This window comes from Nocardia sp. NPDC049935 (genome assembly GCF_055586645.1).
In genome coordinates this window covers 336,064-360,116 of record NZ_JBVJHV010000005.1, presented here as the reverse complement: position 1 = coordinate 360,116, position 24,053 = coordinate 336,064, and the positions used below count along the sequence as shown (strand labels likewise).

The window sequence follows — 24,053 nt, the reverse complement described above, 5'->3', positions numbered from 1 at the left end:
CGATTCCGCCGGCGGCGCAGTCCGACGGAATCGCCCGCAACACATCGTTATCCGTGCTTTTGAAGTAATGGGGCTTTTCCGTGTCACAAGAATTCGTATCCCCCTGGCAGCGATCCTCCCGGTTCGCCACTCCCGGCGACGGCTGGTCCGAGGTCGGCGGTGGGCTGGCGCAGGTCGCCGCGGCGGTGGCCGACAGCCACCACCGCGCCCCGCTGCCCTCCGGCGCGCCCGAGGAGATGCTCGCCGCCGTGGCGGAATCGCTCGGCCCGGAACGGATCCCGGACCTCGGCGTCGGCGAACCCGCCGCGCTCGCCCACCTGGCCGGACTGATCGCCCGGTACGGGCTGGACCTCACCCACAAACTGACCGCCGCCCACCTCCAGCCGCCGCCGCTGACGGTGGCCGTGGTGGCCGACGCGCTGGCCAGCGCCACCAATGCCTCGCTGGACACCTACGACTCCGGTCCGGCGACCCTGGCCATCGAGCAGTGGACGATCAACGCGCTGGCGCGGCTGGCCGGTTTCACCGAAACCGCCGGCGGCGTCTTCGGGCCGGGCGGGTCGTATTCGAATCTGCTGGCGCTGCTCATCGCCCGCGACTGGGGGGCCGCGCGGCTCGGTATCGATATCCGGCAGAACGGGACCAGCGCGCTGCCGCGGCCGGTGGTGCTGTGCTCCCAGATCGCGCATTTCTCCATCCACCGGGCCTGCGCGGCCCTGGGACTGGGCGAGGCCGCGGTGATCGGGGTCCCGGTGGACGCCGAGCACCGGATGATTCCCGAAGCTCTCGAGTCTGCGCTGGCCGAACTCAGCCGCACCCATACGCCGATGGCGGTGGTGGCGACCGCGGGCACCACGGACTTCGGCTCCATCGACCCGCTGCCGCGGATCGCCGATATCGCCGCCCGCTACGGCGTCTGGATGCATGTGGACGCCGCGTACGGGTTCGGTTCGCTGTTCTCCGCGAAGCTCTCCGGCCTGCTGACCGGTATCGAGCGCGCCGATTCGGTGACCCTCGACCTGCACAAGGTCGGCTGGCAGCCGGCCGCGGCCAGTGTGCTGCTGCTCGCCGACCAGCAGCGATTCGCCTCGCTCAACCGGTCGGTGGCCTACCTCAACCCGGACGACGATGTGGAGGCCGGCTACGGCGGCCTGCTCGGGCAGACCCTGCAGACCACGCGCCGCCCCGATGTCCTCAAGGTCGCGGCGACCTTCCTCGCCTACGGCCGTAGCGGTCTGGGCGACATGCTCGACGCCTGCCACGAACTGGCCCGCTACGCCGAACGCCGGATCGCCACCGAACCGCAGCTGGAATTGGTGGCGCCGGTAACGCTGACGACGGTGGTCTTCCGGTACCGCTGTGAGGATCTGGATCTGGACCAGGTCAACGGCGAACTGCGCCGCCGCCTGATCAGCAACGGCAAAGCGCTGATCGGCCGCACCCAGGTGCGGGTGCACGGCGAGGGCGAGCCCCGGACCTGCCTGAAACTGACGCTGCTCAATCCCGAGTCCGCCGAGACCGATATCGACGCGCTGTTCGACGAACTGCTGCGGGTCGGGCTGGAAGTGGAGTCCGAGGGTCTGCGCAGCGATCGCGACGAAATGGTGAGAATTCATGAGTGACGTCGAATCGGTAGGAATCCTCGCGATCGGCTGCGGGCCGTTCAATCTCGGGCTCGCCGCCCTGGCCTCGACGCTCGACGACGTCGATGTCCTGGTGGTGGATTCGATCTCCGAATTCCGCTGGCATCCGGGGCTGATGTTCGAGGAGGCGAAACTGCAGGTCAGTTTCCTCTCGGACCTGGTGTCGCTGGTGGATCCCACCCATCCGCTCTCGTTCCTGGCGTACCTCGCCGATGTGGACCGGCTCTACCCGTTCCTGGTCCGCGAGCAGTTCTTCCCCACCCGGCGCGAATACGAGGCCTATCTGCTGTGGGTGGTGCGACGGCTGCCGTCACTGCGGTTCGGTACCACGGTCGAGGCTGTGCGCTGGAACGACGACGCCGAACGGTTCGAGGTGTCGGTGCGCGGTTCGGACGGGACGGCGTCGACCATCCACGCCGGCCATGTGGTGATGGGTATCGGTACCGAGCCGGCCATCCCGAAGGAACTGGCCACCGGTTCCCCGGCCCTGGTGCACAGTTCGGACTATCTCTTCCACCAGGACGCCGCTCACGCGGCGGGCGCGGTGACGGTGATCGGGTCGGGGCAGTCCGGCGCGGAGATCGTGATCGATCTGCTGGAGGAGAATCTGCGCGGCGGTCCGGCGGTGACCTGGTGGACCCGGACCCCGTGGTTCGCGCCGCTGGATTTCACCAAGCTGTCGCTGGAGATGACCACACCCGCGTACATGGATTATTTCCACAGCCTGCCCGAGGCGACCCGGGACCAGGTGCGGGCGGGGCACTGGCAGTTCCACAAGGGCATCTCCGCGGAGACCCTGGACCGCCTGCACGATCTGCTCTACCGCCGGCAGCTGAAGGAGAAACCACAACCGGTGCAGCTGCGCAACGGGGTCGCGGTCGAGGGCGTGGACACCCTCGACGACGGGCGCCTGCGCCTGCGGGGCCGGCATCTGGACACCGGATCGCTGCTCTCGCACACCGCCGATATGGTCATCGCCGCCACCGGATACCGCTACCGCGAACACGAGTTCCTGGCGCCGCTCGGGGACCGGCTACGCCGTGATTCCCGCGGCCGCCTGGTGATCGAATCCGATCACTCGGTGGCCGCCGGCGACGCGCTGCGCGGGCGGCTCTTCGTCGCCAACGCCGAGGCGCACAGTCACGGCGTCTCCGCGCCGAACCTGGATATCGGCGCCGTGCGCAACGCCAAGATCCTCAACACCGTGCTGGGGCGCGAGGCCTACCGCCTGCCGCGCCACACCGCGTTCACCAGTTTCGGGGTGACCGATGACGACATCGTCGAATAGGCCACCCGCTCAGACCCGGTCTGCCCGGCCCGGCAGCCCGATCCCGATCACTGTCGCTTCGTCTCCGAGGAGTTCCTGATGTCCGACCATATCCGTGAGGTGCTCGACAGCATCCTGGAAGAAGATCTCGACCTCGCCATCACCGATGTCGCCCGGACCTCGCTGCTGGTCGAGGATCTCGGTCTCGATTCGGTCGGCTTCGCCATCGGCGTCGTCGCCATCGAGGAGCGGCTCGGCGTGCAGCTGAGCGAACGGGAGATGTCGGAGGCGGCCTCGGTCGGCGATCTGGAAGATCTCATCCGCTCGAAGGTCGGAGCGTAATCCGTGACGGCCGAATCCTTCCCGGAGTTACTCGCTCGCGCCTTCGACGACCGGGTCGTGGCCTGGACCGAACAGGCCGAGCGGGAGGAGAAGTTTCCCCGCGCCCTGCTGGAACACCTGGGCGGTATGGGGGTTTTCGCCCGCAAGTGGGAGGGCCGCAAGGTCGCCGATCTCGGTGACCATTTCGCCCTCGCGCACCGGCTGGGCGTCCTGCAGTCGGCGGGTATCGGTGTGGGGGTGAGTCTGCACGATTCGGCCATCGCCATCCTGCGCCGGTTCGGCCGCAACGATTTCCTGCGCGATCTCGCCGAGCGGGCCATCACCGCCGAGGCGGTGCTGTGCATCGGCGCCTCGGAGGAATCGGGCGGGTCGGATCTGCAGAACGCCCGCACCCGGATCGAACCGGAGGACGGTGGCTACCGGGTCACCGGGCACAAGAAGTTCGTCTCGCTCTCGCCGGTGGCGGATCAGATGTTCGTGGTCGGACGCAGTTCCGGCGACGCTCCCGCCGGTGATCAGGGCAATGTCGCGCTCGTCGCGGTGCCCATGTCGCAGGTCGAGATCGGCAAACCCTACGCGAAGCTCGGGGCCGGTCCGCTGGACACCGCGCCGGTCACCCTGGACACCTGGGTGCCGGAGGAGGCCCTGATCGCGCGGCCGGGGACCGGTCTCGCGGTGATCAGCTGGGGTCTGGCGCACGAACGCTATTCGGTGGCGGGGCAGATCGCCGCGGCCTGCGAGGTGATGCTCGGTGTCACCCTGGCCCGGATGATGGACCGCAGCCAGTTCGGAAAGCGGCTCTACGACCATCAGGCGCTGCGGCTGCGGATCGCCGATCTGCAGGCCCGGGTGGACCTGCTGCGGTACGCGCTCACCGGAGTCGCCGCCGAGGGCAAAGTGAATCTGCGCACCGCCGCGGCACTGAAGGCGTCCGCCGCGAACCTCGGTGAGGAAGTCGCCTCGGAATGCCTGCACATCTTCGGCGGGATCGGCTACCTCGAATCGGAGACCCCGATCGGGCGCTGGTGGCGGGATATGAAACTGGCGCGCGTCGGCGGCGGAACCGACGAGGTGCTGTGGGAACTGGTGGCGGCCGCCATGAAACCCGATCACGAGGGTTACCAGAAGATGCTCGAGAAGCAGGTGGATCAGATATGAACAGCCCGGCAGGCAGCGGCACCGTGACCGGATCGCCTCCCACCGAATTGGCGCCCCCGGACTTCACCTACCTGCACCTGGACACCAAGACCTCCCCGATGCACTGGGCGATGGTCATGGAACTGGCATCCGACGGTCCGGTGCTGACCCCGCAGACCGTGCGGGATCGGGTCAGCGAACGGGTGGGTCTGTTCGATATCTTCCGGCTCGGAGTCGAGAACGGGCGCTGGCGGAAGCCCCGGATCGTGCTCACCGAGAACGTGGACGTCGACCGGCAGGTGGCGCACGCGCGGTACTCCGACCCGGCGGACCTCTTCCGGCAGATCGCGGCACTGCACGAGACCGCGCTGGTCCGCCCGGCGCCGTTCTGGCATATCACGCTCTTCACACCCACCGGAACCGGCAGTCAGTACGTGCTGCTGCGGGTGCACCACAGCCTCTCCGACGGTATCGCCGGCGCGGCGTTCGCCGCGCTGCTCGCCGACGGAAGCCCCGACGATCTCACCGAATTCGAGCGTTTCGCGACCAGTCCGCGCTATCGGATCGCCGGGATCGAACCCGAGGTCCTGAAGGAATCCAAGGCCGCGTTCGACGATCAGTTCGCGGCCGCCCGCACGGGCCGTGGCTGGCCGGAACTGACCCGCAGCGGGCGGCGGGAGGTCGCGCTGCACAGCGTGTCCACCCGTGACCTGCGCCGGACGGCCAAGAAGCACGGCGCGACCGTGCACGAATTCGTTCTCGCCGCCATCGGCGCCACCCTGAGCGCCGCCGCGCCCACCACCGGCAAACCCCGGGCCGAGGTGCTGCGGGTGACATTGCCGGTAACCCACGATACGGCGTTCCGGCACACCGGCAACGCGGTGCTGGTCTCGCTGCTGAACCTGCCCGGAAACACCTCCGATCTCGCCGCCCAGATCGACCGGGCGCGCGCCGAATTGGCGATCATCGAGCGGCGCCGTCCCGAACTCGCGCTCGCCGCCACCGATAACGCGCCGAAGATTCCGTGGCCGCTGCACCGTGCGATCGCCAACGCGTCGATGTCGCGGATGAGCCCGGATATCCATATCGGTATCAATCCGGGGTTCTCCCGGATCCGTTCCGTGCTCGGAAAAGCCATCACCGAACTGACGCCGATCTCACCGCTGGTGGGCTATTCGTTCTCGGTGACCTCGCTGATCCTGGGAAACAAGACCTCGTTCGGCGTCGTCACCGATCCGGCCGCGCTCCCGGTGGGATACGCCGCGACCTTCGTCGAACAGTTCGACCGCGTGCTGACCGAGGCATCGGCGCCGTAACGAGCCGCCGGGCCGGCCCGGTAGGAAGTGAAGTGAACATTCCATGAGCAGAATCACCGAATTACTGTTCGAACAGCCCGCGCCGGAAGACACCGGTATGTGGAGCGGCGAGGATCCCGCGGACCTGTCGTTCCGGTCCTGGGCGCAGATCCGCTCGACCGCCCGTCGCGCCGCCGCCGGACTCGCCCGTGCCGGTGTGGAGCCCGGGAGTTCGGTGGCCATCCTGGCCGGGACCGCCGACGATGTCGTCGTGCTGGTGCAGGCCACCTGGATGCGGGGCGCGGCCTTCACCATGCTGCACCAGCCCACTCCGCGCACCAATCTGGAGACCTGGGTGGAGGACACCCGCGCGGTGGTCCGGATGCTGGACGCCCGGGTGCTCGCGGTCGCCGAACCGTTCACCGCCGCGGTCCGCGATCTGGACCTGGGGGTCCCGATCGTGCCGATCGAGGACATCCTGGCGGGATCGGACGAACAGGATCATGTGGCGACCGGCGAGGACGATATCGCCGTCCTGCAGCTCACCTCCGGCACCACCGGTGTCCCGAAGGCGGTGGCGATCTCCTACCGCAACCTGCACCAGAATCAGATCGCCATGGCCGGCGCGGCCGGATTCCGGCCCGACGACGTCGTGGTCAGCTGGCTGCCGCTCTACCACGATATGGGCATGATCGGCCTGATGATGACGCCGATGTTCGCCGGCGCCACCACCGTGATCACGACACCGCTGGCCTTCCTCAAGAACCCGCTGTCGTGGGCCGAACTCATCACGAAGTTCCGTGGCACCTTCACCGCGGCACCGAATTTCGCCTACTCCGTACTGGCGCGGCGGCTGAAGCGGGCCGGCGACGGCGCCTACGACCTGTCGAGTATGCGGGTCGCAGTCAACGGCGCGGAAGCCGTGGACGAGGACACCCTGAAGGAGTTCCTCACCGAGGCGGGCCGTTTCGGCTTCCGGCCCGAAGCGCTCATGCCGGCCTACGGAATGGCCGAAACCACGCTCGCGGTGTCGTTCACCGCCGCCGACGCCCGCTACGCGGTCGATGTCATCGACGCCGACCAGGCCGAGAAGAAGGGTGTCATCGCGCGCGACGAGGTCGACCGGCCGCGCACGCTGATGCGGCTGGGGGTGCCGGTTCCCGGTATCGAACTGAAGGTCGTCGACGATGCCGGCGATACGTTGCCCGCCGACCGGATCGGCACCTTCCTGGTTCGCGGGGACGCCGTGACCACGAAATACCTGGGCCCGGACGGCTACTTCTCCGCGATCGACGCGGACGGCTGGCTGTCGACCGGCGATCTCGGCTACCTCACCGGCGACGGGGAGGCCGTGGTCACCGGCCGGAAGAAGGACGTGATCATCGTCGCCGGCCGCAATATCTCCCCGGTGGTCGTGGAACGGGCCGCGGTCGCGGTTCCCGGCGTCCGGCCGGGCAGTGTCGCGGCCCTGGCGATCCGGCTGCCGTCCATGGCCCGTGAAGGGATCGCGGTGATCGCCGAATCGGACGCGGCCGGGGATGTGGACGAATGTGAACGGATCCGCAAAGAGGTCGCGCGCGCGGTCTACGACGATGTGGGTATCGCCCCCGCCGTGGTGACCATCGTGGGCAAGGGCGCCCTGCCCAAGACTCCGTCCGGCAAACTCCGCCGAGCCTCCGCCGCCAGCCTCATCTGAAACGTTGGAGCGGCTCCGCCGCTCGAGGTTCGGCCCTCTCGAGCGTCTGCTGTCAGCCCTCGAGACTCGTGGCTTCGCCACATGCGCTTCGAGGGCTGACAGCAGACGCGGGCCGAACCTTTGTACTACCGGCGTTCGGCGGCGTTGCGGTAGCCGCGGACGGCGAGTGGGCCGAAGACGGCGACCAGGCCGATGGTCCACGCGAAGGTGACCAGGACTGGTCCGGCTACCTCGCCGCCCTCGGTGAGGCCGCGGACCGCCTCGATGGCGGGGCTCATCGGCTGATGTTCGACCACCGGCTGCAACCAGCCGGGATATTCGGTGACCGGGGCGAAACCGCTGTTGAAGAACAGCAGCAGCAGGAACAGGCCGCCGAGCTGCTGTACGGCCTGTTTTCCCGATGCCACGGTCGCCATGGCGATCACCGGCACCGCGATCCCGATGGCGAAGACCATGGGCACCAGGACCGCTCCGGCGGCGGCCGCGATGCCGTGCTCGAAACGGAAACCCAGCGGCACCGCGACGGCGAACAGCACCACGGTGGCGATACCGGTACGGACCGCTTCGGCCAGCAGCCGCCCGGCGATGAAACCGGCGCGGGGCACCGGCAGGGTCCACATCCGGGCCAGTAGGCCGGTATCCCGTTCGTGGATGAGGCTGATCGCGGTCGCGAGGGTCCCGAACAGGGCTCCCACCAGGGCGACCAGTCCGGTGTTGCCGTAGACGCTGTCACCGCCGCCCATGGAGGTCACGGTCTTCCCGAGGACCAGCTGGAACATCAGCAGCATGAACGCCGGGAAGACCAGCGATTGCACGACGATCCCCGGATCGCGTGACCACGAACGCAACAGGGCGCCCGCGTGGATGACCGATTGCCGGATCAGCGGAACGGCCCGGCGCGGCGGCCAGGTGGTCGTCGGTCGCGGAACAGTTGTCGTCATCGGTTCACCTGCGCTCGTCCGGCGGAGACGATGGCCGCCCATCCCGCGGCGAGCAGGGCCACCGACCAGATGAGGGCCGCGGTCAGTTCGGGGCCGGTTCCGGCCGCGAGTCCGCGGAGGGTGTCGGCGAAAACCGACATGGGCTGATTACGGACGAAGGGCTGTGCCCAGTCGGGGAAGGCGCCGGCCGGGACCAGGCCTGTTGACGCCATGACCAGGATCAGCTGCGGGATCATCAGAATGCTCGCGATGGATACCGAGTTGCGGGCCAGCGTGCCGACCGCGTCGGTGAGCATGCTCAGCGCCAGGCCGAACACCACCACCAGAACCATGAACACCAGGGTGTCCACCACCGACCCGTGGAAGCGGAAATCCAGCAGGTGGCCGATGACGAGTCCACCCGCGAGCGCCAGCAGCATCCGGGTGAGCACCCAGGCCATCCGGCCCAGGAACGGGGCGACGCGGGGGATGGGCAGCGACATCATCCGTTCGTGCACCCCCGCGCGGGCATCGTGCCCGGCGGTCTCGGTGGCGGTGATGGCGGTGAACAGACCGGCCTGCAGCAGGATGATCGGCGTGAGGAACTGGGCGTAGTCCGCGCCGCCGAGTTCGAACTGCCGGTGCAGCGGCACATAGAAACAGAGGAAGAACACCACCGGGCTGAAGAAGGCGAAGAAGGCGTCGCCGGACCGGACCGCGGCCAGGATCTTCTGCCGGGACAGGGTCGCGGTGGCCGGGCCGAGGCCCACCGACGCCCGTGCGGTGGATCGTTGCCGGGCCCCGGGCGTTGTCCCGGCGGTGAGGGTGGCCGCCATCAGTGTGTCTCCGTCAGCTGCAGGAAGACCTCGTCCAGCGACGGCTGCCGCAGGCCGATATCCACCACATCGATCTGCGCGCCCTGCAGCCGGGTGATCACCTCGGAGACGGTCGCCATCCCGCGCGGCGCCCGCACCACCAGCCGCGGATGGACCGTGGCCGCGGCCGCGGTTCCGTCGGCGGGCGCCTCGACCAGCTCCAACCCCTCGAGCAGCCCGATCACCCGGGCGGTGTCGTCGCGTTCGGTCAGCGTCACTTCGCAGACCGCCGCGCCCACCTGCTGTTTCAGCTGTCCGGGAGTGCCCGCGGCCACCACCGAACCCCGGTTCAGCATCACGATGTGATCGGCGAGCCGGTCGGCTTCCTCCAGATACTGCGTGGTGAGCAGGACGGTGATGCCCTCTTCGCGCAGTCCGGCGACGGTATCCCACACCGACGCGCGGCTGCGTGGATCCAGACCCGTGGTGGGTTCGTCGAGGAACAGGATCTCGGGCCGGGTGACCAGCGCACTGGCGATATCGACGCGCCGCTGCATACCCCCCGACAGCGCGCCGACCCGCCGATCGCGTACGGCGCCGAGGTCGAATTGCTCGACCAGTTCGTCGATCCGGGTGGCCAGGCCGCGCCCGCGCAGGCCGGTGAGCCGTCCGAACACGGACAGGTTCTCGACCGTGGTAAGTCCCTCGTCCAGGGAGGCGTACTGCCCGGTGAGCGAGACCAGTTCGCGCACCCGGGCGGCCTCGGCCACCACCTCGTGCCCGCAGACACGGGCTGTCCCCGAGGTGGGTCGCTGCAGGGTGGACAGCAGTGTCACCGTGGTGGTCTTACCGCTGCCGTTGGGGCCGAGCAGGCCGAGGACCTCGCCCCGCGCCACCTCGAACGAGATACCGCTCAGGGCCCGCACGTCGCCGTAGGTCTTGACCAGGTCGCCGACCACGATCGCCGGTGTTCCCGATTCCGGTGCCGAGGTCATATCGCGACCACCTCGCGCGGTGCGGTGAACGGCGGCCGGGCCGGACCCGTCGCGCCCGGAAGCGGCCCCGGTAGTTGCTCACGGCCGGATGACCCGGCCCGCGAATCGGCGATCAACGACATGGCACTCGGCCCTCCGATCGGCTGGATCCCCGATTCGGGACCCCCACTCCATTACTTAGGCAAGGCTATACTATGTTGCGGGCGGCCGGAGCCGGAAAAGCGCACCGGTGGAGAGGCTTGCCGGAGGCGGGCGCAAAGCTCCGGAACTCACCTCGTGCAGCCGAAATGTGATATAGGGGAGGGCGGTTGACGCGACGGGGAGGGTCGGCGCTAGGGTGTACGGGCTATGAGGGACGCTGCGACAACGATTTCGGGGGCTTGGCGGGTCGACGACGGAACGGCGGTAGCCTTCCGTGATGCCGCGGTCGCCTGGGCCATGGCCGCCCATGAGGTACTGACCGAGACCGCGACGGTCTACGGATACTTCGTCACGGTGCAGGAACTCGCCGAGCGGGTGCAGGAGATGTCGGGGGTGCGCACCGACGCCCCGACCCGTACCTGGATGGACGCGATCCTGCGTAAGGTGGCCCGGCGCTGCCACAACGCCGGGGAACCGCCGCTCACTGCACTGTGCGTCAAACGCAATCTCAAGGTGAGCGACAGCTACAGATACGTGCTCGAACTGGCCGCGCTGCCGGTGCCGGCCGATATCGAAACCCATGCCGCGTACGCCCGCTGGGCCTGCTACGCCGCGGGCGGCGCCGAGGTGCCGGCCGACGGCGGCGCCCCGCCGCTGATCAGCCGTGGTGGTTCGGTCAAACGCGGCACACCGGCCACCACCACCCGGACCGCCACCGCGGCGAAAGCGGATACCGGATCGCGCACCGTGGTGTGCGCCAGCTGTTTCATCCAGCTGCCCGCCACCGGGATCTGCGAACACTGCTGATTCCCGGCGGGGCCGGGGTCAGGCCAGTGTCGTATGCCAGACCAGCGCCGCGGCGAGGGCGCCCGCGCCGTTGACCGCCCAGTGCAGGGCGATGGGCGCCAGCAGGCTACCGCTGCGGTGCCGCAGCCAGGTGAACACCACCGCGGCCCCGGCCGTCGCCGCCACCGCGAGCAGGATCCCGGTGATCTGACCGAGCAGTCCGCCGCCGATCACCGCCGACAGACCCTTGTTGCCGCTGGTCAGGCCGAAGGACGAGGCGATATGCCAGAGGCCGAACAGGAGTGAGCCGGCCGCGAAGACGCCGCGGGCGCCCCAGGCGCGGTCCAGGGTGCCGTGCAGTACTCCGCGGAAGGCGAGTTCCTCCGGGATCACCGTCTGCAGCGGGATCACGATCATCGAGGCGATCAGCGCCCCGGAGATGGTGGCGTAGCGGTCGGCGAGAAAGAACGGCCTGGTCAGCGGGAGGGCCGCGCCGATGGCAACCGCGGCGAGAACCACCCCGACCGCGGCGAGCGCGTATTTCGTCCCGGACCGCCAGTGGCGGGGTGAGAGTCCCAGCTCCGACCAGCGCAGCCCGCGCCGGCGCATCAGCGCCAGCAGCACCACCGCCGCGATCGGCACACTCACGATATTGGCCCAGGCGGTGGTGAAATGGGCGATCAGGTTGGTGCAGGTGAGCACGACCACCACCACGGCCACATCCGCGTAGGCGTGGATTCTGTGGCGCGGAGCGGCCGTTTTCTCGGGAACCGGGTGGAGCATTGGGCCCAGTGTACGGACCGGCGCGCGACGCGCCGGGCGGGTGCCGGACGGGTCAGCCGGTCGTCCCGGCGGCCCAGCCGGCCGGATCGGCCCAGGCCTCCAGCGTGCGCGACGATTCGAACCGCCGGAGTTCACCGGTCAGTGGGTCGGTGAACTCGAGGGCCGCGGCGAGCAGTTGCAGCGGTCTGGAGAAATCGTCGACGTCCTTATCGGTGAGCACGGGGTAGAAATCGTCACCGAGGATCGGTACGCCCAGTGAGTTCATATGCAGCCGGAGCTGGTGGGTGCGGCCGGTGGCCGGATACAGCCGGTAGCGGGCGAGATCATCGCGCCGTTCGATCAGCTCGATCCGGGTGTGCGCGTTCGGCGGGCCCGGCACCTCCTGCGCCGCCAGGACATGCTTCTCCTTGATGATCCGGCTCTCCAGCTCCACCGGGAAGGTGAGGTCGGACCGGTATCCGGCCACGGCCTCGTACTCCTTGTGCACCCGGCGGCCCTGGAACATCGTCTGGTAGGCCCCGCGCCGCGCGGGGTCGATTACGAACAGGACCAGGCCCGCGGTGGCGCGGTCGAGGCGGTGTGCGGGGACGAGTTCGGGCAGGTCCAGTTCCCGGCGCAGCCGCACCAGCGCGGTCTGCAGGATATGGCTGCCGCGCGGGATGGTCGCCAGGAAATGCGGTTTGTCGGCCACCAGGACCGTCTCGTCGCGGTAGACGATGGGAATCTCGAACGGCACCGGTCGCTCGGCGGGCAGATCGCGATGGAACCAGACCGCCCCGCCGGGGACATAGGGCGCGTCCGGGGCCAGCGGGCCGTTCAGGTCGACGATTTCACCGGCGCGCAGCATTTCGTCGATGCGGGCCGGGTCGACCCGGGGGAGCCGGTGCACCAGATGGTCGCGCAGGGTCGGCCAGACGGCGTCGTCGGGGAGCCGTAGCCGGGCCGGGTCCAGCCCGTACCGCTTGGGCAGCGGGGGCTGCTGCCTCCTTCTCACCGGTCGCAGCCTAGCCGGGCCGCGACCGGCGAATCCCGCGGGCCGGGCCGCTACTTCCAGTAACCCTGGGCCTTGATCTGGGATTTCGGCAGGGTGTGGGTGCCGCGGAAGGTTTTCACCAGGGCTCGGGTGGTGGCCGCGTCGCAGGCCGCCCAGGCGAAGGCGTCCTGGGCGACGGTGAGTTCCTCGGCGGCCTCGCGCATCAGGCGGCCGTCGTCGACCCGCTGAACCCAGGTGACCTGATGGTGCGGTTTTTTGCGCACCGGCAGGGTGGTGTCGGAGTCGAACTGCCATTCCAGCCAGACCCGCGCCGGAGCGTCGCCGATGGCGTCGAGCAGGGTGTTGATCGCGGGCAGCGACGCGGCGTCGCCGAAGATCACGTACTCGCCGGGTGCCGTGTCGGGCAGCTGGAAGTTCGAGCCCAGCACCGAGGTCTCGATGACATCGCCGACCTGGGCGCGTTCGGCCCACTGGCAGGCCGGGCCGCTGTGGATGGCGAATTCGATGAAGAAGTGGTCGTTGGCGGGGTCCTGGTCGATGAGGGTGTACCCGCGGTGGTGCAGTTTGTCGGTCTCCGCGTCCGGGATCCACAGCCGGATGAACTGCGTGGGGTGTACCGGGTGGTCGGCCAGTAGACCGTCCGCGGTGAAGCCGATACGGACGTACTTATCGGTGATCCGTTCGGTGGAAGTGACCGTCAGCCGGTAGTCCTCGGCCCGCCACACCTTCATCAGAACGCCATTGGTACCTCTACCCATGAGGTTAGCTTAACCTAACTCGGCGAATCCCTCAGACTTTGCGGTGACATGAATATGCGCTGCTACGCGGGGGGAGCGCGGACTTAGCCTTACCTATCTTTTTACCGACCGCTATGTGAAGATGATGCCCGTTCGGCACGACCGGGGGAAGGACTGGGATATGACCGTGGAGGCCGCGCCACTGCCGGTGGCGGAAACGGGGAACCGGCCCTCGCGCGCACAGCAGAAGGCGCGGAAGCAACGAACCGCGCAGGCGCGCAAAGACGTCCTCGCGCCGGTGAACGGTGCGCTCCGGGCCGCGAGCGTGATCTTCGCGGTGGCCGCGGTCTGCGGTGTGGTGCCGTTCGTGCTCATCGTCGAGGCCTGCCGGGAGTTGCTGACCGTGCCGGCCGATACCGGCCGGGTCCGGTCGCTGCTCTGGGCCGCGGTGATCGTGCTCGTGGCGCGCGGTGTCCTGCAGGCGGCGGCGCTGAGCTGGTCGCATTACGTGGACGGCGGTTTCCAGCTCGCCGTGCGGCGCGCGCTCGCCGATAAGCTCACCCGCGTCCCGCTGGGCTGGTTCTCCGAACGCGGCTCCGGCGAGGTCAAGAAGTACCTGCAGGACGATGTCGAGGCCCTGCACTACCTGGTCGCGCACGCCCGGCTCGATTTCGTCGGCGGCGTGGTGACCCCGTTGGTCACGCTCGTCTACCTGTTCTGGGTGGACGCGGGGCTCGGGCTGATCCTGCTGCTTCCGCTGCTCGTCTACGGGATCGCGCTCATGCGGATGATGGAGACGACCAGCCGGGACCGGATGGTGGTGTACACCCGCTGGGAACGCCGGGTGCAGGCCGCGACCATCGAATTCGTCGACGGTATCCAGGTGGTCCGGGCGTTCGGCCGAGCCGGTAAGGCGCATGCGGAGTTCCAGGAGGCGGTCGACGGGCAGACCGGGGCGTTCACCCGCTGGAAGCTGCCCCTGGTGCGGTTGCAGGCCGTCTCCGATATCGCCGTGGCGCCGGTTTTCGTGATGGCGGTGATCGTGGTCTCCGGCCTCGCCTTCGTCGAGCTGAACTGGCTCGAGCCGATCGACCTGCTGCCGTTCCTGCTGGTCGGGCTCGGGCTGGGCAGTTCGCTGCTGGGCCTGGGCTACGGCGGCCAAGCGTTGCGGGCGGCCGGAGAGGCCGCGGTGCGGCTGTACGAACTCCAGCAGACTCCGGAACTGTCCACGGGTGCGCCGGATTCGGCGCCGGTCTCCGATACCGCCGCCGAATCCGGCCTGGTCCGCTTCGCCGGGGTGGGTTTCGGCTATCGCGAGGATCATCGGGTGCTGCGCGATATCGACCTCGAACTGCGTCCCGGAACCCTCACCGCGCTGGTCGGCCCCAGTGGATCGGGTAAATCCACCCTGGCGAAGCTGCTGCCCCGCTTCTACGACGTGAATACCGGCCGGATCACCATCGGGGGCCGCGATATCCGTGACTTCACCAGCGACGAGCTGTATCGCACGGTGGGTTTCGTCTTCCAGGATGTCCGGCTGATCCGGGGTTCGATCCGGGAGAACCTGCTGCTGGCCCGGCCGGAGGCCGACGACGCGGCGCTGGAGACGGCCGCCCGCGCCGCCCGGATCCACGAACGGATCCTCGCGCTGCCGCGCGGCTACGACTCCGAGATCGGCGTGGACGCCACCCTGTCCGGTGGTGAGGCGCAGCGGCTTTCGATCGCCCGCACACTGCTGGCCGATACCCCGGTTCTCGTCCTGGACGAGGCGACCGCCTTCGCCGACCCCGAATCCGAGGCGGCCGTACAGGACGCGCTGGCCGAACTGGTGGCCGGGCGGACCGTCCTGGTGATCGCGCACCGGCTGCACACCGTCACCGGTGTGGACCGGATCCTGGTCCTGGAGAACGGAACCCTGGTGGAACAGGGCCGGCACGAGGAACTACGCACCGCGGGCGGGACCTATCAGCGGTTATGGGAGATCAACGAGGCCGCGATCGGTGCGGTCGACGCGGTGGAGAGCGGGGACGCGCGATGATCCGGAAACTGCTCACCCTGGTTCCGGGCGAATCCCGCGCGCTCACGCCGCGGCTGTTCGCCGCGATCGTCGCGCAGGCGCTGTGCCAGGCCGCGGCCTATGTGCTGCTGGTTCCGGTACTGGAGGCGTTGTTCGGCGACGAGATGTCGCGCGCCTGGTTCTGGACGCTGCTCATGGTGGTGGCGGTCGCCGCGATGTCGGTGTTCGGATATCTGCAGTATGTGCTCGCGTTGCGGATCGCGGTGGGGATGCAGCGCGATCTGCAGACCCGGATCGGTGACCGCCTCAACGCCCTTCCGCTGGGCTGGTTCGAGAGCCGGGGCGCCGGACCGCTGTCGCGGCTCGCGGTGGAGAACGTGCGCGAGATCCAGCAGGCCTTCGCGTATCTGGTGGCCAAGGTGCTCAACAGCATCCTGGTGCCGCTGGGGGTCGCGGTGGGCATGCTGCTGGTCGATTGGCGGATCTCGGTGGCGATGCTGCTGGCCGCCCCGGCGCTCTACGCGGTGAACGGTCTCGCGGCGCGGTCGTACGCGGCCGCCGATCGCCGCGCCCACGCGGCCGCGACCGAGGCCGATGCCCGCGTGGTGGAATTCGCGCAGGCGCAGCCGGTGCTGCGCGCGCTGGGCGCGGTCGGTTCCGGGAACCGCGCGCTGGACGCGGCGCTGGCCGAGCAGAAGTCCGCGTCCACCCGGCTGGTGCTGACCTCCGTGCCCGGGCTCATGATCTTCGCGCTGTGCGTGCAGGCGGTTTTCCTGGTGCTCGCCTATATCGCGGTCGAGCGGGTGACCGGCGGATCGATCTCGGTACCGGCCGCCATCGCGCTGATCGCGGTCGCCGCGCGTTTCATCGAACCGCTGAACCAGGCCGCCCAGCTGGCGGCCGGGCTGCGTGGGGCGGCCGCGTCGGTGGGCCGGGTAACCGAGTTGCTGTCCGAACCGACCCTGCCGGAAGCGGATCGACCGGTGACTCCGGGGGCTCCCGGTATCGAGTTCGCGGAGGTGAGTTTCGGCTACCGCGACGGCGAGACCGTGCTCTCCGATATCAGCTTCGAGGTCGCGCCGGGAACGACGACCGCGGTGGTCGGGCCGAGCGGGGCCGGGAAGACGACACTGCTGCGGCTGGCGGCCCGGTTCTACGACGCCGATTCCGGCCGGATCGCGGTGAGCGGCCACGATGTCCGCGACCAGCCCACGGAAACGCTGCTCGGTCAGCTCTCGCTGGTGTTCCAGAACGTCTACCTGTTCAACCGTTCGGTGGCCGAGAACATCCGGATCGGCCGGCCCGGCGCGGCCGAGGACGAGGTGCGGCGGGCGGCCGTGGCCGCCAGTGTGGACGAGATCGCCGACCGGTTGCCGCAGGGGTACGAATCACCGGTGGGGGAGGGCGGCGAGCTGCTGTCCGGCGGTGAGCGGCAGCGGGTCTCGATCGCGCGGGCGCTGCTCAAGGACGCGCCGATCGTGCTGCTCGACGAGGCGACCAGCGCACTGGATCCGCATAACGAGGCGGTGGTGGTGCGCGGTGTCCACGAGGTGACCCGCGGGAAGACGGTGGTCGTGGTCGCGCACCGGTTGTCGACCATCGCCCATGCCGATCAGATCCTGTTCCTGGACGCCGGTCGCATCGTGGAGCGCGGAACCCATACGGAACTGCTGGAACTGGGCGGCCGCTACGCGGACTTCTGGAACGAGCGGTCGCGGGCCGGCGGCTGGCGGCTGGCGGGCGCCACGCCGGGCTGAGACGATCCGAAACCCGATCCGGTAGTGACTTATCTCGTATCAAAGTTTAGGTAAGGCTATGCAAATATAGGTAAGGTGATTCGGTGGCCGAGGCTCTCCCCGGCACGCCGGGTCGGGCGAACGGGTGAGCGCTCCGGCCGGCGTGTAGCGAGAGATGGGAGTTCCGGTGAATCGACTCGTGGTGCTGGGCGCGGGCCCCAAGGCGATGGCCGTGGCCGCGAAAGCGCACGTACTGCGCCGGCTGGGTTTGCCCGCTCCGGATATCACCGTGGTGGAAGCCCATGCCGTGGGCGGCAACTGGCTGCCCAGTGGGGGCTGGACCAACGGTCAGCACCGGCTCGGCACCAGCCCGGAGAAGGATATCGGCTTCCCGTACCACTCCACCTGGGCACGCGGGCGCAGCCGTGAGATCGACGAGGCCATGCTGGCCTTCAGCTGGACCGCGTTCATGGTCGAACGCGGCACCTACGCCGAATGGGTCGACCGGGGCCGGCCCAGCCCGCAGCATCACCTCTGGGCGCGATATCTGCAGTGGGTCGCGGAGAAGGCGGATTTCGAACTCGTCTCCGGCGCGGTCCGCACCGTGGCGGCGGGCGCGGACGGCTGGGCGGTGACCGTGGTCGACGCCGACGGCCTCGCGACCGAGATCGAGGCGGAACGGCTGATGATCACCGGCCCCGGCAACAGCCGCCGGGCGCTGGCCGACCATCCGAAGATGCTGAGTATCGCCGACTTCTGGGATCTGGTCGGGCGCCGGAAACTGCCGGTGTCCTCCCGCGCCGCGGTGATCGGCGGCGGGGAGACCGCCGCCTCGGCCATGGACGAACTGGTCCGCCACGAGGTGCTGACGGTCTCGGTGATCTCCCCGGCGGCGACCATCTACACCCGGGGCGAGAGCTATTTCGAGAACTCCCTGTTCAGCGATCCGGCCAAATGGAACGGTCTGAGTATCGAAGAACGCCGGGATGTGGTGCGGCGCACCGATCGCGGCGTGTTCTCGGTGCGGGTCCAGGAGAACCTGCTCGGGGACGCCCGCGTGCATCACCTACAGGGCCGCGTGGTGCAGGTCGCCGATCAGGACGGCGGGGTCGCGCTCACGCTGCGCAACGAGAACCGGCCCGACCGGGTGCATGCCTTCGATCTGGTGGTGGACGCGACCGGCGGACATCCGCTGTGGTTCCTGGACCTGTTCGACACCGATGCCGCGGATCTGGTCGAACTGGCGCTCGGCGGGCCGATCACACAGCAGCGTCTCGAATCGGCCATCGGCTACGACCTCGCGGTCACCGGTCTGGACACCAAGCTGTATCTGCCCAATCTCGCCGGGCTGGCGCAGGGGCCGGGTTTCCCGAATCTCAGCTGCCTGGGCCAGCTCTCGGACCGGGTGCTGGGCCCCGAACCGGAGCGGAACCGCGCGGGCGGCGCGCGGATCCGCAACGGTTCGGCCGCGCGCTAGCCGGCCTTCGGGGCGCCGGGTTCGGCCCGCAGGGCGGGAGCGTCGTCGGGGGTGCGGGGCAGTACGTGCAGCGCGATCCGGCGGGTCGGGCGGATATCGAATTCGCCCAGTTCGGTCCAGCCGTTCTTCAGCAGTGCGCGCCGCATCCGGGGGTTGCGGTAGTCGGGTTCGCAGAGCAGGCGGCGGCAGTCCGGGTCCTGATCCCAGACTGCCTCGCCGAGTAATCCCATCCAGCGGGAGACGACTCCCTTACCCGTGAGGTCGGGGTCGGCCGTCGCGATATGGAATCCGATATCGGTGGGGGCGGCGTCGTAGAGCCGGGCGATCTCGTCCTTGGCCGGCCGGTACAGCTCGACGTAGGCGATATCGCGTACACCCAGCTCGGGACGGTCCACACCGGCGAAGTCGAGGCTCAGCACACAGGGCAGCGAATAGGTGCCGGTGAGCTGTGCGGTCAGGTGCCGGTGCCAGCGCTCGACCGGCCAGTCCTGTTCCCAGGTCTGCACCAGATGCGGGCGCGACATCCAGCCCGCGATGGTGGCCGGGTCGTCGCCGCCGGCGTCCACGGCACGCAGTGTGAAGGGCTCGGGAAACCACGGGACCAGCGGTGCCGGTGCGGCGCGGACCTCCTCGGAGATATCGCGCAGTTCCCGGGCTAGGACGTACGGGGTCCCGGTCTGGTTCATCTGGGTTCGGCTCCCTCGGATCGTCTGGCTGATCGGCTGCGACAGGTCGAAGCCGCGGTTAGGTTACCCTATGCTAAGGTTTCCCCAATGGCCGTGACGGAGTGCGGGAGTCCCGATTCCTCTCGACCATACGCTGTACCCGCGACGCAGGAGTCCGTGTTATGCCGACAACACTGCTGGAACCGGAACGAATCGGCGAACCGGCCTCGGCGGAGGCTCCGTCGTCCTCGCCCATCCGGATTCCGGAGGAATGGACCACCGGTGTGGAATTGTCCCCGGTGCCCGGTATCGCCTACCTGATGCGCTGCGGCCGATCCGTACCGGAGAGCCGTACCGCCATCCGGTTCGGCGCCGAAACCCTCACCTACGGAACCCTTTTCCAGGTGCTCGCGCGCCCCGACCGGGTGCCGGTCGGCACCCCGGTCGACCGGCTGATCCGGCTGCTCGGCGGATTGCTCGGCGACGCCGCCGGTCGCGGTGTGCTCGCCGGCCCCCATCGCTTCGCGCCGCGCATCCCGGTCGCCGCGCTGGCCGTCGCGGTCGCCGACCGCCGGTCGGTGGCCGCCGAACGTAAGAGCGTCCGCGCCGACCGTGCCCTCGGCACCGCCGACGTGCGGCTCTACGCCGCCGACTGGAGTGACGTGGGGGTGGCCGTGGAACTGCTGTCGGCCCTCGCCGACGGCGCGGCCCTGGTCATCGCCGACGAACACGAACGGTCCGACCCGGGTGCGCTCGCCCGGCTCATCGAACACCACGGCATCACCCATGTGACCGGCACGCTCGCGACCGTCACCGGTATCGCCGCCGCGGCCGCCGCGCTGCCCACCGTCTGCCGCTGGGATATCACCGGCACCGCGACCGCCCCCGACCTCCCCGGCCGGTTGCGCGACCTCGCACCGCGGTCGCTGGCCACCTTCGCCTTCACCACGGACGGATACGCGGGTGCCGTGACCAGGGGCTGCTTCGACGGCACCGGCCGCACCCGGCCCATTCCCGGCGCCCGGGTCCAGGTACTGGGCCGGGATCTGCGCCCGGTGGCGCCGGGCGTCATCGGTGATGTGTACGTCGGGGGCGCCGCGGTCGGTACCGCGGGCACGAGCGACTCCTTCGTACCCGATCCGCTGGAACCCGGCGGCCGGCTGTTCCGCACCGGCGAACGGGGTACGTGGACGTCGGAGGGCCGGCTCGTTTTCGCCTGACACCCGGCGGCGCCACCGCGACGGCTGCCGCGCTGGAGTGAAGCTCTGTTCGCCCGATCCGCTGTCGGTCCGCACGCCGGTATCCGGCCGGACGGGCAGCGTCCCCGGCCCGCGCCGGCTCCGCCCGGGCCGGGCGGTACGGGCGCCCGGCGGCACTCGAACTCCCTCGACAGCAACGTAGGCAGCGATTCCGAAGGACAGCCATGGCAGACGATCTTCCCGAGTACCGCCGCCCACTCTCCGATGCCCAGCGTCGTATGTGGTTCGTCCAGCGTCTCGATCCCGGGGAGACCACGCTGAATGTCTGTGCGGCGCACAAGTTCAGCGGTGTACTGGATACCGCCGGTCTGCGGGCCGCCCTCGCCGCGGTCGTCGCCCGCCATGACATCCTGCGCACCACGTATCACGTCGACGAATCGGGTGAGCCGTACCAGGTTTCGCGCAGCGATCGCGAAATCGATTGGCAGGAACACGATCTCTCCGATCATCCCGCCCCGGCCCGGGATCGGCGGGTGGAGGTGCTGGCACGCCGCGAATTCGCGCGCCCGTTCGACCTGGCCCGGGAATACCCGCTGCGTGCGACCCTGGTCCGCATCGGTGCCGGCTACCACGTCCTGATCCTGACGGCGCACCAGATCGCCTGGGACGACGAGTCGTGGCCCGTGTTCCTCGCCGAGGTGAGCGCCGCCTACCGGGGTGACGAGCTGCCCGAACCCGCCACGCAGTACGCCGATCTCGCCGCCGCGTCTCCGCGCGACGCCGGCTCCGATGCCGCCGATCTGGAGTACTGGCACCGGGTACTGACCCCGCTGCCCAGCCGGCTCGAACTGCCCGGCCGTCCGGGCGCGCCCGGTTCGGGCAGTGCCGCCGAGACGCTGACCCGCACCATCCCGGACGCGTTGCTGGACCGGATCCACGCGGTCGGCGCCGAGTTCTCGGCCACGACGTTCACGGTTCTGCTGGCCGGGTTCCAGGCTCTCGTCCAGCGCTATACCGCGGCCGGGGACTTCCTGGTCACGATCCCGGTGAGCAACCGGCCCGCCGGTGCCGTGCGGGCACCGATCGGATATTTCGGGAACACGGTGATCGTCCGGTCCACTCCCGAACGCGACGCGACCTTCGCGGACTACCTCCGATCCGCCGTGCACGCCTGCGACGGTGCCTTCACGCATCGGGGTCTGGGCATCGACCGGGTCGTACGAGCGGTAGGACCGCGCCGGGCGGCCGGGCGCGACGGGCTGGTGCAGCTGGTCCAGCTCAGTTTCGGGCAGCGGGCGGCGGTGGGGGAATTCGATCTGCCCGGCATCCGCTCTGCTCTACTACCTTTCGGCAGTGCGGTGGCCCAGGAGGAACTGGAGCTGACCGTCGTCGACGACGACCCGGCCACCACGATCGAAGCGACCTACCGGCTGGGGCATCTCGACCGGGACACCGTCGGCCAGTTGCTCGACCACTATCTGCAGCTCCTCGCCACCGTGGTGGACGATCCCGGCCGCCGGATGTCGGAGATCGACATCCTGGGCGATGACCGCGCCGCGGTCCTCGACCTGTCGCACGGCTCGCTCGCCGACCCGGTCGACACCACCCTGGTGGCGCAGCTGGAGGCCAGGGTCGCCGCGACACCGCAACGTATCGCGCTGGTCTCCGACGACAGCCGGCTCACCTACGCCGAGCTCAACACGCGGGCGAACAGGCTGGCGCACTGGCTCATCGGCGCCGGAATCGGTCCCGAGGATGTCGTGGCGCTGGCCGTGGACACATCGGTGGATTTCGTGATCGCCGCCTGGGCGATCCTGAAGTCGGGGGCGGCGTATCTGCCGATCGACGCGGGTTATCCCGCCGAGCGGATCGACTTCCTGCTGGATGATGCCCGCCCACGACTGCTGCTCACCGAAACCGTCTACGACGACGCCGTCGCGGCGGCGGCATCGTTGCCGGACGTGAATCCGGACGACCGCGACCGGGTCGCGCCGCTGCGCCCCGAGAACACCGCCTACGTCATCTACACCTCCGGCTCCACCGGCCTGCCCAAAGGCGTCGCGGTCGCGCATGCGGCGATCGCCGATCATCTGTCCGGCTTCAGCGCGGAATGGGAGCTCGACGCCGACGACCGGGTCCTGCAGTCCACCTCGGTGAGCTTCGACGCCTCCCTGATGGATATCTTCGTGACCCTGTTCGCCGGGGCCCGGGTGGTGATCCCCAAACCCGATGCCCACCGCGATATTCCCTATATCGCCCGACTGGTCAGCCGGCACGGGGTGTCGGTGCTGCATATGGTCCCGTCCATGCTGGCCACCTTCCTGATGGTGCCCGAGATCAACAACTGGACCACGCTGCGGCATATGCCGGTGGGCGGGGAGGCGCTGCCCGGCGAGGTGGCCGATCGGTTCACGGCCCGGTTCGACGCGCAACTGCGCAATCACTACGGGCCCACCGAGGCGGTGGTCTGCGCCACCCATATGCCGGTGGAGGGTCCGCAGGGCACCGGGATCGTGCCGATCGGGGTGCCGAACCGCAATGTCTTCCTGTATCTGCTCGACGATGCCCTGCAGTTGGTGCCCAACGGCGTGGTCGGCGAGATCTACCTCGGCGGTGACCAGCTGGCGCGTGGCTACCTGAACCGGCCCGTGCTCACCGCCGGACGTTTCGTGGCCGATCCGTTCCGGCCGGGCCGGCGTCTGTACCGCACCGGCGACCTGGGCCGTCGCGGGGCCGACGGGGTGGTCGAATTCATCGGCCGCACCGACGAACAGGTCAAGGTGCGCGGGTACCGGATCGAACTGGGTGAGGTCGAGGCGGCGCTCAACAATCACCCCGATGTGGCGCACGCGGTCGTCGTGGCCTCCGAGCATCCGGTCCTGGGCCGGATCCTGGCCGCCTATCCCGTACCGGTGCCCGGGGCCGAACTCGACGTGGATGCCCTCCGCGAGCGGGTCGCCGCCCGATTGCCCGAGTACATGGTGCCCGCCACGTTCACGGTGATCGACCGGATCCCGCTCACCCCGCACGGCAAGCTCGACCGGCAGGCGCTGCCCACCCCGGAGTTCGTCTCGGCCCGGGAGTTCCGGGAGCCGCAGACCCCCACCGAGCGGCGAATCGCCGAACTGTTCGGCCGGCTCTTCGAACGGGACCGGATCGGCGCCGACGATTCGTTCTTCGAACTGGGTGGGCATTCGCTGCTGGTGACCCGGCTGATCTCGATGGTCCGGGCGGAGTTCGGCGTCGAGATCGATATGCGGGCCCCGTTCCGCGCACCCACGGTGAGCGGACTGGCGGCGCATCTGGTGGCGATATGCCTGCGCGAATTCGGTGTCGATATCGACGACCGGTCCGCGGTCGCGCGGACCGCGGTCGCCACGGAGGCGCTCCGGCCGTAGCGGACCGAGC

General features: G+C 69.3%; 19 protein-coding genes. 12 read left to right on the top strand and 7 right to left on the bottom strand.

The genetic code is table 11. The features are described 5' to 3' along the window. Window positions 1–80: 80 nt before the first annotated feature. From ACZ6SF_RS21445 to ACZ6SF_RS21420, 6 genes are all read left to right on the top strand, one after another. Complete coding sequence (locus ACZ6SF_RS21445) at window positions 81–1,622, top strand: pyridoxal phosphate-dependent decarboxylase family protein (RefSeq protein ID WP_466063922.1); 1,542 nt, start codon at window positions 81–83, stop codon at window positions 1,620–1,622. After that, window positions 1,615–2,931, top strand: coding sequence for a lysine N(6)-hydroxylase/L-ornithine N(5)-oxygenase family protein (locus tag ACZ6SF_RS21440; protein ID WP_466063921.1), 1,317 nt, complete (start codon window positions 1,615–1,617; stop codon window positions 2,929–2,931). The genes ACZ6SF_RS21445 and ACZ6SF_RS21440 overlap by 8 nt, the downstream gene beginning before the upstream one ends. A 78-nt stretch (window positions 2,932–3,009) precedes the next feature. Next, a complete protein-coding gene (locus tag ACZ6SF_RS21435) occupies window positions 3,010–3,252 on the top strand; it encodes an acyl carrier protein (RefSeq protein ID WP_449995163.1) in 243 nt (80 codons plus the stop codon). 3 nt (window positions 3,253–3,255) lie between these two features. Next, the gene (locus ACZ6SF_RS21430; RefSeq protein WP_466063920.1) at window positions 3,256–4,410 is read left to right on the top strand and encodes an acyl-CoA dehydrogenase family protein; all 1,155 of its coding nucleotides are present in this window, start codon (window positions 3,256–3,258) and stop codon (window positions 4,408–4,410) included. Further along, on the top strand, window positions 4,407–5,705 hold the full coding sequence (locus tag ACZ6SF_RS21425) for a wax ester/triacylglycerol synthase domain-containing protein (RefSeq protein ID WP_466063919.1): 1,299 nt from the start codon (window positions 4,407–4,409) through the stop codon (window positions 5,703–5,705). The genes ACZ6SF_RS21430 and ACZ6SF_RS21425 overlap by 4 nt, the downstream gene beginning before the upstream one ends. Before the next feature lie 43 nt (window positions 5,706–5,748). Continuing rightward, window positions 5,749–7,380, top strand: a complete 1,632-nt coding sequence (locus tag ACZ6SF_RS21420; protein WP_466063918.1) for a long-chain-fatty-acid--CoA ligase — start codon at window positions 5,749–5,751, stop codon at window positions 7,378–7,380. Window positions 7,381–7,505: 125 nt separating this feature from the next. Here the strand turns inward: ACZ6SF_RS21420 and ACZ6SF_RS21415 are convergent, their stop codons facing one another. Genes ACZ6SF_RS21415 through ACZ6SF_RS21405 form a run of 3 tightly spaced genes read right to left on the bottom strand, consistent with a single transcriptional unit; the run spans window position 7,506 to window position 10,110 of the window. Next, window positions 7,506–8,321, bottom strand: a complete 816-nt coding sequence (locus ACZ6SF_RS21415; RefSeq protein ID WP_466063917.1) for an ABC transporter permease — start codon at window positions 8,319–8,321, stop codon at window positions 7,506–7,508. Next, complete coding sequence (locus ACZ6SF_RS21410; protein ID WP_466063916.1) at window positions 8,318–9,136, bottom strand: ABC transporter permease; 819 nt, start codon at window positions 9,134–9,136, stop codon at window positions 8,318–8,320. The genes ACZ6SF_RS21415 and ACZ6SF_RS21410 overlap by 4 nt, the downstream gene beginning before the upstream one ends. Beyond that, a complete protein-coding gene (locus ACZ6SF_RS21405) occupies window positions 9,136–10,110 on the bottom strand; it encodes an ATP-binding cassette domain-containing protein (RefSeq protein ID WP_466063915.1) in 975 nt (324 codons plus the stop codon). Before ACZ6SF_RS21405 ends, ACZ6SF_RS21410 begins: the two co-directional genes overlap by 1 nt. A 348-nt stretch (window positions 10,111–10,458) precedes the next feature. Between ACZ6SF_RS21405 and ACZ6SF_RS21400 the strand changes: the two genes are divergently transcribed. Then, window positions 10,459–11,058: a hypothetical protein gene (locus ACZ6SF_RS21400; RefSeq protein WP_466063914.1), complete on the top strand. Its 600-nt coding sequence runs from the start codon at window positions 10,459–10,461 to the stop codon at window positions 11,056–11,058. Between the two features lie 18 nt (window positions 11,059–11,076). Here the strand turns inward: ACZ6SF_RS21400 and ACZ6SF_RS21395 are convergent, their stop codons facing one another. Genes ACZ6SF_RS21395 through ACZ6SF_RS21385 form a run of 3 tightly spaced genes read right to left on the bottom strand, consistent with a single transcriptional unit; the run spans window position 11,077 to window position 13,572 of the window. Next, window positions 11,077–11,820 carry a lysostaphin resistance A-like protein gene (locus tag ACZ6SF_RS21395; protein WP_466063913.1) on the bottom strand — a complete coding sequence of 248 codons (744 nt, stop codon included), beginning with the start codon at window positions 11,818–11,820 and terminating at the stop codon, window positions 11,077–11,079. 52 nt (window positions 11,821–11,872) lie between these two features. Continuing rightward, the gene (locus ACZ6SF_RS21390) at window positions 11,873–12,814 is read right to left on the bottom strand and encodes an RluA family pseudouridine synthase (protein ID WP_466063912.1); all 942 of its coding nucleotides are present in this window, start codon (window positions 12,812–12,814) and stop codon (window positions 11,873–11,875) included. Between the two features lie 50 nt (window positions 12,815–12,864). Next, window positions 12,865–13,572 carry a siderophore-interacting protein gene (locus tag ACZ6SF_RS21385; protein ID WP_466063911.1) on the bottom strand — a complete coding sequence of 236 codons (708 nt, stop codon included), beginning with the start codon at window positions 13,570–13,572 and terminating at the stop codon, window positions 12,865–12,867. A 160-nt stretch (window positions 13,573–13,732) separates the two neighbouring features. Here ACZ6SF_RS21385 and ACZ6SF_RS21380 point away from each other — a divergent pair, with 160 nt between their 5' ends. From ACZ6SF_RS21380 to ACZ6SF_RS21370, 3 genes are all read left to right on the top strand, one after another. Continuing rightward, on the top strand, window positions 13,733–15,589 hold the full coding sequence (locus ACZ6SF_RS21380; RefSeq protein WP_466063910.1) for an ABC transporter ATP-binding protein: 1,857 nt from the start codon (window positions 13,733–13,735) through the stop codon (window positions 15,587–15,589). Further along, window positions 15,586–17,325, top strand: coding sequence for an ABC transporter ATP-binding protein (locus ACZ6SF_RS21375; RefSeq protein WP_466063909.1), 1,740 nt, complete (start codon window positions 15,586–15,588; stop codon window positions 17,323–17,325). The genes ACZ6SF_RS21380 and ACZ6SF_RS21375 overlap by 4 nt, the downstream gene beginning before the upstream one ends. 154 nt (window positions 17,326–17,479) lie before the next feature. Further along, entirely contained in the window at window positions 17,480–18,781 is a 1,302-nt protein-coding gene (locus tag ACZ6SF_RS21370) for a SidA/IucD/PvdA family monooxygenase (protein ID WP_466063908.1), read from the top strand. On the opposite strand, the gene ACZ6SF_RS21365 is transcribed toward ACZ6SF_RS21370, so the two are convergent. Beyond that, on the bottom strand, window positions 18,778–19,467 hold the full coding sequence (locus ACZ6SF_RS21365) for a GNAT family N-acetyltransferase (protein WP_466063907.1): 690 nt from the start codon (window positions 19,465–19,467) through the stop codon (window positions 18,778–18,780). The two genes, ACZ6SF_RS21370 and ACZ6SF_RS21365, sit on opposite strands and share 4 nt — an antisense overlap. Before the next feature lie 161 nt (window positions 19,468–19,628). On the opposite strand from ACZ6SF_RS21365, the gene ACZ6SF_RS21360 reads away from it, so the two are divergent. Next, the gene (locus ACZ6SF_RS21360) at window positions 19,629–20,666 is read left to right on the top strand and encodes an AMP-binding protein (RefSeq protein ID WP_466063906.1); all 1,038 of its coding nucleotides are present in this window, start codon (window positions 19,629–19,631) and stop codon (window positions 20,664–20,666) included. Between the two features lie 203 nt (window positions 20,667–20,869). Then, window positions 20,870–24,043 (top strand): non-ribosomal peptide synthetase, encoded by a 3,174-nt coding sequence (locus ACZ6SF_RS21355; RefSeq protein ID WP_466063905.1) that lies wholly within the window; start codon window positions 20,870–20,872, stop codon window positions 24,041–24,043. Window positions 24,044–24,053: the final 10 nt, after the last annotated feature.

Coding starts and splice junctions, on each gene's coding strand:
- ACZ6SF_RS21425 (WP_466063919.1), top strand. CDS start 4,407: ATGAACAGCCCGGCAGGCAGCGGCACCGTGACCGGATCGCCTCCCACC.
- ACZ6SF_RS21410 (WP_466063916.1), bottom strand. CDS start 9,136: ATGGCGGCCACCCTCACCGCCGGGACAACGCCCGGGGCCCGGCAACGA.
- ACZ6SF_RS21420 (WP_466063918.1), top strand. CDS start 5,749: ATGAGCAGAATCACCGAATTACTGTTCGAACAGCCCGCGCCGGAAGAC.
- ACZ6SF_RS21415 (WP_466063917.1), bottom strand. CDS start 8,321: ATGACGACAACTGTTCCGCGACCGACGACCACCTGGCCGCCGCGCCGG.
- ACZ6SF_RS21405 (WP_466063915.1), bottom strand. CDS start 10,110: ATGACCTCGGCACCGGAATCGGGAACACCGGCGATCGTGGTCGGCGAC.
- ACZ6SF_RS21435 (WP_449995163.1), top strand. CDS start 3,010: ATGTCCGACCATATCCGTGAGGTGCTCGACAGCATCCTGGAAGAAGAT.
- ACZ6SF_RS21375 (WP_466063909.1), top strand. CDS start 15,586: ATGATCCGGAAACTGCTCACCCTGGTTCCGGGCGAATCCCGCGCGCTC.
- ACZ6SF_RS21395 (WP_466063913.1), bottom strand. CDS start 11,820: ATGCTCCACCCGGTTCCCGAGAAAACGGCCGCTCCGCGCCACAGAATC.
- ACZ6SF_RS21440 (WP_466063921.1), top strand. CDS start 1,615: ATGAGTGACGTCGAATCGGTAGGAATCCTCGCGATCGGCTGCGGGCCG.
- ACZ6SF_RS21380 (WP_466063910.1), top strand. CDS start 13,733: ATGACCGTGGAGGCCGCGCCACTGCCGGTGGCGGAAACGGGGAACCGG.
- ACZ6SF_RS21370 (WP_466063908.1), top strand. CDS start 17,480: ATGGGAGTTCCGGTGAATCGACTCGTGGTGCTGGGCGCGGGCCCCAAG.
- ACZ6SF_RS21400 (WP_466063914.1), top strand. CDS start 10,459: ATGAGGGACGCTGCGACAACGATTTCGGGGGCTTGGCGGGTCGACGAC.
- ACZ6SF_RS21360 (WP_466063906.1), top strand. CDS start 19,629: ATGCCGACAACACTGCTGGAACCGGAACGAATCGGCGAACCGGCCTCG.
- ACZ6SF_RS21365 (WP_466063907.1), bottom strand. CDS start 19,467: ATGAACCAGACCGGGACCCCGTACGTCCTAGCCCGGGAACTGCGCGAT.
- ACZ6SF_RS21355 (WP_466063905.1), top strand. CDS start 20,870: ATGGCAGACGATCTTCCCGAGTACCGCCGCCCACTCTCCGATGCCCAG.
- ACZ6SF_RS21385 (WP_466063911.1), bottom strand. CDS start 13,572: ATGGGTAGAGGTACCAATGGCGTTCTGATGAAGGTGTGGCGGGCCGAG.